Below are 6,974 nucleotides of genomic sequence, written 5' to 3'. Positions count from 1 at the left end.
CCGTCGAACAAAGATTTCTGGGGCACAATGGAAACGAGAAAATGTTCCTCAAGTCCTGGCTCATCGCTCTGCTTACCTCAATGGATTATTGTCAGTTTGAGCCACTTCAAAAAGTGAGATGCTCCCGATAACTTGTAGCAACATTGAGTTACTATTTTTCCCCTGAGAGTAAATAATTACAGCACTTACTCCTACAACTAGAAACGACCAGGGCAGTAAGCTGATTAATTGAGCAACTGCACTGGCTACTAAAAAACTGCACATCCAAATTAGAATCTTACAGATTTGTGACATTGTTTTTGGGTTGCTTCGATTTGTGATTTTTAACTTCTAAAACAGCACCCGTACCTATTCCTCCAAACCCAATTAGGGAAGTGGCTGTTGCACCAATTATTTGAGTGCTGAAGTACCCAAATGCAACCAATGCTAGAAATCCAGTTATCGATAAAGTTATTTGCTTAGTCGTCATTGTGCTGTCTTTTGAATGCGTTGTGTGATTCCAGGTGTTCCAGAGTAACGAGCATTTCTAAGTTCTTGAAACCGAGTCACCAAATTGCTCGTTTGTTCTTCATAAGGAGTTGGTTCTTTCTTGGTGGTTTCAGCCGTCAGTTTTTCCTGTTTCTTAGCTTTACTTTCTGAATACTGGTCAGCAATCTTACCTAAGCTAATTCCCAAATCATCCTGGACACCAGCTATGGCTGAACGATTTCCCCCAACTATTTGCCGGAATTTCGATTCGAGATTCGCAAGAGATACCCCTAAGTTCTTTTCCATCTCTGCAAGAGTAACCCTTGCCTCACCAACGTTTTCAGCAACAGATGCTTGTTTTTCCCTGGTTTTGATCAGAGCTTTCAAATAACGTCCGGTAAGTGTGTCGTACTCAGTCCAATTTTTGAGTTGGATTTCTGCGCCCTTAGCATTTTCCGCAGCTAAGACTATATGCTCGTCTGTGAGGTCGCCAAAAGCTCTGACATTCACAGGCAACATATCAGCAATGCGCTGGGCATTCTCCCATACAGCCGATTCCAAACCAAAATGGGAATCTGGAAAAACTAAAGCTTTGTTAATGTCACCGCCTAAATCGGATAAATTTAATCCTTCGTTTTTTGGCGATTCAGTCTTCGGTGTTGTTTTTGCCATTTGTTTAAATAACGTGAATCAATGATTTACAAGGCTGATACTCTACGAACACGTCATCTTGAAACTCAATCCATTCTTCTGCCCCTACAGTTCGGAAAGAACGGATATTGTTTTCTAACTTGACCTCTAAGTTAATTTCAGGGAACTTAAAAATGTTATTTTTCTCAATCACCCTGGTTAATTCAACATCGCGGTCAATCTGCACCCCTAAAAGTAAGTTCATTCCTGCTTTTCGATATTTCTGCCAATAGTAGGAGAACTCCTGATTGTCCAAGAAATTGACATTAATCTTGGGGATACCACTTTCAAATAATATTGCAAAAATTCCTAGTGGCTCGTAATGAATCTTGGCAATTCCCAAATTATTCTCGTAGCACCAATACGCTCGATGGAAGTACGCTGTAATCAAATTTCTTCCTCCAATTTTTTGAACTTCTTTTCTAGTGGATCAGACTGCTTAGATTTACCTGCAAACACCTTCTCCAATTTCTTGATCAACATTTTGGCTAGAGCTTGCCACACCAACGACCAAGCCCGTTGATTTCGCATCCTCAACTGAGCAGCCACGATATCAGATTGAGAGGGAATAATGCTTCCATATTGTTCCAGATTATTAATCGCTTGTTGGAAAGAAACAACTTCATCTTCGGTTGCAGGGAGGTCGGGAGCGACAGCTGCGGTTAATCTCTCCATTACCCCACTTAATGTCGCTGATTCTGACTTAATTTTCTGCAATTCTTCTGACATCACCTCAATTGCTGCCAAGTTAGACTGTGCGATCGCTGCTTGAAATTCCATCAAGTGGGTTTCGAGTTGGCGCTGTACCTCTGAACTGATGATTTGGGTTACGGTGTTAAATCCTTTCCCCTGATTTACTGTGTCGATAAACTCTTGTACTTCAGGTGATGCTTGGGATGCACTCGAATTGTCCATCATCTAAATCCTTCCACTCCAATTTCACACCTACTTGGGCTGCAAAGCCATCAATAGTTTGTTTCATCGTTTCATAAGGTAAATAGTCACAACTATCAATGAGTTTTTCAAGATCTACTTCAATGAATTGTTTTTGGATGGCTGCTAATTTCTCTCTTTTTCTTTGTGCTATCTCTGCCCTGGCTGATTGCTTCCCCTTTTGTTTTGCTTGTTCAATTGCCTCTAGCCTAGCGATTTCAAATGCCTTAGTAACTTTTTCCTCTTGCGTTGCTTGTTGAGCAATCTGTTGCTGCTCTCGTACTAATCGCTCAAAAATTGCTAGGCGCAAGTCTTCATCAAAAGCTATTTCTAGTTGCTCAATCACCAGCGAAAAAGAACTTAATACTGGCACTCCCTTTTGTTCTTTGCCCTTAGTTATTTTTATCGATTGAGGCTCTATTGATGTTTGTGCCTCTGTCCCCTGTACTGTCAATTCACCTTTTCGTGCTGCCATACTTTTCTCCTTAACTAAAATTGCAATATTCTCCGCACAACACAAAATTAATTGTGTAAGCTAAAACGTTATTCAATCCATCTAGCAATTTGATCATGCCACTTTCCTTTGTGATGCTGTTCTTTTCCACTCTTGCAACTCTGATACTGAATAATGCCTTCGCTGGCTGAAATCGCCCCACTTATACAAAGTCCGCAGTGACACCCTATAACCGCACATTGCCAGATACCTGCGTAAGTCTTTACCTTTGCACCCTCTCATCTGCCATTGATGCCACATCTTGGCACTAGACGCTGTTTCCATCGTCATCGCCCGACGTGATGCACTCGTCATCATTACTATCAATTGACGCACCAATGGAAACTTTTTTGTCGGAAAATCATGCCTCCAACAAGCCATATACGTTAATAACGAGGCCTTACCCTCATCTACAAACCGTTCATATTTCGGGATTTTCAAAAACTGCTTCCAACTGGCCCAACAATTTCTCGAAATCTCCCGATTCATAATCCGATCGCAACACTTTTTTACCTCACTTAACGCTACTCTGAGAGGTTGCTGTTTGACTTCATCTGCTACAAAAGCCTCACCGGAATTTACCTGATTACAGTACTTGTCAAATACTTCCTCCAATTTGTATTCATTCGCCTGGAAATAATCTCTCAAACTCCGATAAGTCACTCTGATACGTGGGTGATGCTTGCGTAAAGTCGCCAAACACAACAGCATTTTTGTCTGCTCATGGGTATATTGACGAGCGCAGACTTTTTTGCCTTGTGCGTAACAAGCACCTGCTAATCGCTCCCATTCATACCATGTGCGTGAGCTAATTTTGGCTCCCCGAATCTTCTGGCATATATTTCTCAGATTGGTTGATTGGCTTATCCAATCTTCTAATACTACTGGCATAGTTAAAGCTCTGCAATATTATTGTGGCTGTCAAAATTGAAAGACTAATTGCCATAACGGCTGTACAAAATTCTAACAAACCTGATGAAGTTCTTTCCTCTTTCTCTATTATCTCAACCTCACCATTAAAAGATGTTTTTGTATACTTCTCTTTCCTGTACACATTACGCTATCTCCGTATATATGGATATCTGTACTTATTCCCCTCGTACTACACTCACTGACCTATTGAGAAAAAAGTGTACCCATTTTCAAGGGTTTGAGAATCAAATAATGTACACCCCACTTCCTAACGTTCTGCTTAATCCATGCCCCGTAATTGTTTTAGCTTTGTAGTATTACAGTAACATCGCTGCTTATGGTTTTTGTGAAAATCCAACAAGGCTATTTTCGGTAAATTCAGCAGAATAAATGTAGTGTGTCATTTAAGGCAAAAAGCTGCAAACGCTTACAATGCAATTGTATTAGAGTGTAATCAGCAATATCTTGGCAGTTCATTTTTTGGAAAGGCTGACTACACAAACTGGTTTTTAGGTACGGAGCCTCTATGTATTTTTTGTAAGGCTGCTAACCTGGCATCAACATCGACTCCATAGCTGGTGAACGTCTCTTCAATCTGCTGGCGTGTCATTTTACAAAAGATTGATTTGCTATTTCTCCCGTGTTTTAGTCCCAAGAAAATCTGTAGCTCTAAAACTTGTCTAATCTCTGACCAACTTAGATAAGCTTGTCCAAATAAGTTCAAAGCCTTCAAATATTTATTTATCGTGTCCTTCGATTGAATCCTCAATAACTCTCGGCATCGTTTAACGCTTAACTGCTCCATTGTTTGGTCGAACTGTTGAACTATTTAAATAATAAAATACCCACGCTTGGTGGGCAATAAGAGTTTGGATTATTGGGGAGTTTCCCGATTTCGGGAAATTAATTCACGCGAAAGTATTGCGATCGCCCAATCAGGACAATCGTTATAAAACCAGTTCTTTACAGTTTTCAATTCTGGTGGCTGTACACCAGTACCATCAAAAAACTTGTATAGATTCTCCCTAATTAATGTCGCGCCAATAGAAACATACTCATATTCTCCTGGGGAAATTGAGCGACCTCTTTGGGTAATTAGGGCTTGTGCAAATTTATCTATCTTTGCTAACTGGCGGCGTGGCATACTTTTAATGCTCCTTACTACAGGTGTCGTCTGCGGTAGGAGAAGTCCCGATGACTAGCCTCATCGGGGCGCTCCTAGTTATTTTGTACCATTTAGAAACTAAAAATGTACTAATTGGTTTCCAAATATTAATTGTATAATCGATAAAATCATCTAGTGCTGGTATATAGGTTTTAAATGGTCAGAAAACGCGATCGCCGATTTCCGGTAAATCTTCCTATAGTCAAAGAAATTCGTTTATCGCTTTGGGGACATACCAGAGGAGTTTCCAAAACTCGCATGGCCGAAGCCATCTTAATCGATAGAGTCTCTAATGCAGATAACTGGAAAGAAGTCTGTAAAGACTTGCGACAAGAAGCATCGATACTTAAAATTCCAGTGGAGGAGTTAATTCAACAAATACTAAAAGCTGATGGTTACGATGAATCCATAAATGTGGATGGCGTTGATTGGAGTTGTCTGATGAACAATTGTGAAGTTGAGCTACCAGAATCGGAAAATGAACATGAGGAAATTTAGTGAGGGCGGTTGATTGATTCTTCTATTGCGTAATCGTGCCACACCTGAGCAACTTGAACTACTGCTGCAACAGCACAAGTTCTATATCAAAACCGCAGTTGATATTGAGCGTCGAGTGTTGGTTGGTGGTGGTGGTCTGCACGCGGATTGTGAAGAAAAGTTGCTAGATGATGGCAGTAGACAACAAGATATTTGGGCAGCCAGCTTTATGCCATTAACAAGAAAAATTATCTATGAGTCTATGGTCAATCTCCGTCCTCGCCAAAATCGTAAAATGGAAATACTTGACCCTAATATTAGAGAAAGGGTAGCCCAAATCATTATCGAATTCCTGGGAAACTTATGATTGAAGTGACACCAAAGCAACAAATTTTTATGCAAGATGATGTTCCTACCCGGTTACATCGTTTAGCTGCCCATTTGTCACAAATTCAATCTTTGTGGACTGAAGCATCATCAGCAGATTTGTTACTGGCTTTGGTCGATGAAAGCAGATACTTCATTGAATGGACTGTGCCAGAGATGGTAGAGGCAGATGATATTGACCGAGCCTGTGAGTTAGCTGACTTAGTTCGTCTTTTGACCCGTTGGCTATTCCATTGGGAAGATATGTGGACTGATGCCCAACAAAAGCAATCTGCTGCTTTTCAAACACAAGATTGGTTGCGTCGGGTTCTGGAAATAGCCGATACACAGCCAGAATCACTGAGCGCTTAGTTTTTACTCGCCAATCGTCTTTTCACCAACAGACTCCGCAAATACCGCCGACACGGAGCTTCGCCTTTGCAGACCAAAATACGTAGAGCCTCAACCTCTTGCATCGAAGACATACAAATGGAGGCAATCGTCTCTATGAGATTCTGCTGCCCCTGCACATACTCTTGATGCCGCTGCTCTAGTTCAGCAATCTTGAAGTTTAATTGATTTATATGCCGCAATGCTTTGGTTAAAGAAGATTCTTTGATCTTGGAGGATTTATCTAAAGTTAATGTCATCTTATTGTTCCTACCTTGACTTTTTCGGTGGTTCGTTTTCGTCCAGCACCTTCGTAAAATCATGACCTGCGGCTCTGGTCTTACTTTCTTTTTTTGCCATTTTGTTTTTGTGGTAGCTCCGTGTCGTCTTCTGGTATGTTGTGGCGGTTTAGTAATTTCTCTAAAGATTGATCTGTATCAACTACTTCGACACGTCCTGATTCGGGAACATAGTCTGCCGCATAAAATTCGCCACTTTTATTTTGTCCAAATTTCATCTTGTTGCTCCTTACAAAGACTGAAGATAGTTTAATGCTGTTTGCAAATTACAAATTTTCTCCTTTGAAAATGCCTCTAATTTTTCCATCATTTCTTCAAACTCAGCCTCATCTAACTTCTTGTCAGGCATAAAATTCTCGTTTCTTTGAGATTGGACTACTTTTACGAAAGCTTCGCAATGCCAATCATCTTGGCTTTGCACAAAAAGTAAGAATTCTAGTTGATTTTGAGTGAATTTAAGCATTGTCGGTTCCGCCCTTCTTTTAACCAAACTTCTCAAAATCTGGGCAATGCTCATTCTCTACACCACCTGGATGTATCGCGCAAACTAGCATCACTCCCCCATATTTAATTCCGTGAAAATTCCTGCACCCCCTGCAATTCGTGGGCATTGCTTTGCGTCTTTCTTCTAGTATTTTATCGATCTCTGATTCGACTTTGACTTGATACAAGCTAGTCGAAGCTATCCCTATTCCACCTAGCATCAAGCAGGAACCAGCAATCAGACTTTTGACACTCGCCCCGCTAGCCCCTTTGATTATAATTGTGCCTCCAATGAGTG

13 protein-coding genes and 1 pseudogene are annotated in these 6,974 nt (G+C 40.8%); 3 read left to right on the top strand and 11 right to left on the bottom strand.

The genetic code is table 11. From position 1 onward, the window contains the following. Positions 1-277: 277 nt before the first annotated feature. From IQ246_RS28145 to IQ246_RS28115, 7 genes are all read right to left on the bottom strand, one after another. Positions 278-469 (bottom strand): hypothetical protein, encoded by a 192-nt coding sequence (locus IQ246_RS28145; protein WP_194006583.1) that lies wholly within the window; start codon positions 467-469, stop codon positions 278-280. After that, positions 466-1,140 (bottom strand): hypothetical protein, encoded by a 675-nt coding sequence (locus IQ246_RS28140; RefSeq protein WP_194006582.1) that lies wholly within the window; start codon positions 1,138-1,140, stop codon positions 466-468. The genes IQ246_RS28145 and IQ246_RS28140 overlap by 4 nt, the downstream gene beginning before the upstream one ends. Before the next feature lie 4 nt (positions 1,141-1,144). Then, positions 1,145-1,549: a hypothetical protein gene (locus IQ246_RS28135; RefSeq protein ID WP_194006581.1), complete on the bottom strand. Its 405-nt coding sequence runs from the start codon at positions 1,547-1,549 to the stop codon at positions 1,145-1,147. Continuing rightward, a complete protein-coding gene (locus IQ246_RS28130) occupies positions 1,546-2,076 on the bottom strand; it encodes a hypothetical protein (RefSeq protein ID WP_194006580.1) in 531 nt (176 codons plus the stop codon). Before IQ246_RS28130 ends, IQ246_RS28135 begins: the two co-directional genes overlap by 4 nt. Next, complete coding sequence (locus IQ246_RS28125; RefSeq protein WP_194006579.1) at positions 2,039-2,566, bottom strand: hypothetical protein; 528 nt, start codon at positions 2,564-2,566, stop codon at positions 2,039-2,041. The genes IQ246_RS28130 and IQ246_RS28125 overlap by 38 nt, the downstream gene beginning before the upstream one ends. 93 nt (positions 2,567-2,659) lie before the next feature. Then, the gene (locus tag IQ246_RS28120) at positions 2,660-3,475 is read right to left on the bottom strand and encodes a hypothetical protein (protein ID WP_194006578.1); all 816 of its coding nucleotides are present in this window, start codon (positions 3,473-3,475) and stop codon (positions 2,660-2,662) included. 895 nt (positions 3,476-4,370) lie between these two features. After that, positions 4,371-4,640: a hypothetical protein gene (locus IQ246_RS28115; protein ID WP_194006577.1), complete on the bottom strand. Its 270-nt coding sequence runs from the start codon at positions 4,638-4,640 to the stop codon at positions 4,371-4,373. A 177-nt stretch (positions 4,641-4,817) separates the two neighbouring features. Between IQ246_RS28115 and IQ246_RS28110 the strand changes: the two genes are divergently transcribed. The 3 genes from IQ246_RS28110 to IQ246_RS28100 are packed head-to-tail and all read left to right on the top strand — an operon-like array spanning position 4,818 to position 5,876. Next, a complete protein-coding gene (locus IQ246_RS28110) occupies positions 4,818-5,159 on the top strand; it encodes a hypothetical protein (RefSeq protein WP_194006576.1) in 342 nt (113 codons plus the stop codon). Positions 5,160-5,172: 13 nt separating this feature from the next. Next, entirely contained in the window at positions 5,173-5,505 is a 333-nt protein-coding gene (locus tag IQ246_RS28105) for a DUF5674 family protein (protein WP_194006575.1), read from the top strand. Next, positions 5,502-5,876 carry a hypothetical protein gene (locus IQ246_RS28100; RefSeq protein WP_194006574.1) on the top strand — a complete coding sequence of 125 codons (375 nt, stop codon included), beginning with the start codon at positions 5,502-5,504 and terminating at the stop codon, positions 5,874-5,876. Before IQ246_RS28105 ends, IQ246_RS28100 begins: the two co-directional genes overlap by 4 nt. Here IQ246_RS28100 and IQ246_RS28095 read toward each other — a convergent pair. The 4 genes and pseudogenes from IQ246_RS28095 to IQ246_RS30030 form a co-directional block, all read right to left on the bottom strand. Further along, positions 5,873-6,154: a hypothetical protein gene (locus IQ246_RS28095; RefSeq protein ID WP_194006573.1), complete on the bottom strand. Its 282-nt coding sequence runs from the start codon at positions 6,152-6,154 to the stop codon at positions 5,873-5,875. The two genes, IQ246_RS28100 and IQ246_RS28095, sit on opposite strands and share 4 nt — an antisense overlap. 80 nt (positions 6,155-6,234) lie before the next feature. Further along, positions 6,235-6,411, bottom strand: coding sequence for a hypothetical protein (locus IQ246_RS28090; protein ID WP_194006572.1), 177 nt, complete (start codon positions 6,409-6,411; stop codon positions 6,235-6,237). 11 nt (positions 6,412-6,422) lie between these two features. Beyond that, positions 6,423-6,710 (bottom strand): hypothetical protein, encoded by a 288-nt coding sequence (locus IQ246_RS28085; RefSeq protein ID WP_194006571.1) that lies wholly within the window; start codon positions 6,708-6,710, stop codon positions 6,423-6,425. Further along, positions 6,676-6,974: pseudogene (locus tag IQ246_RS30030) on the bottom strand (hypothetical protein); the annotation flags it as partial. The gene IQ246_RS28085 and the pseudogene IQ246_RS30030, both read right to left, overlap by 35 nt.

The sequence above is a fragment of the aff. Roholtiella sp. LEGE 12411 genome (assembly GCF_015206995.1).
Classification (GTDB): domain Bacteria; phylum Cyanobacteriota; class Cyanobacteriia; order Cyanobacteriales; family Nostocaceae; genus Komarekiella.
Note: the sequence above shows the minus strand (reverse complement) of the source record. Positions and strands in the feature narration are given on the sequence as shown.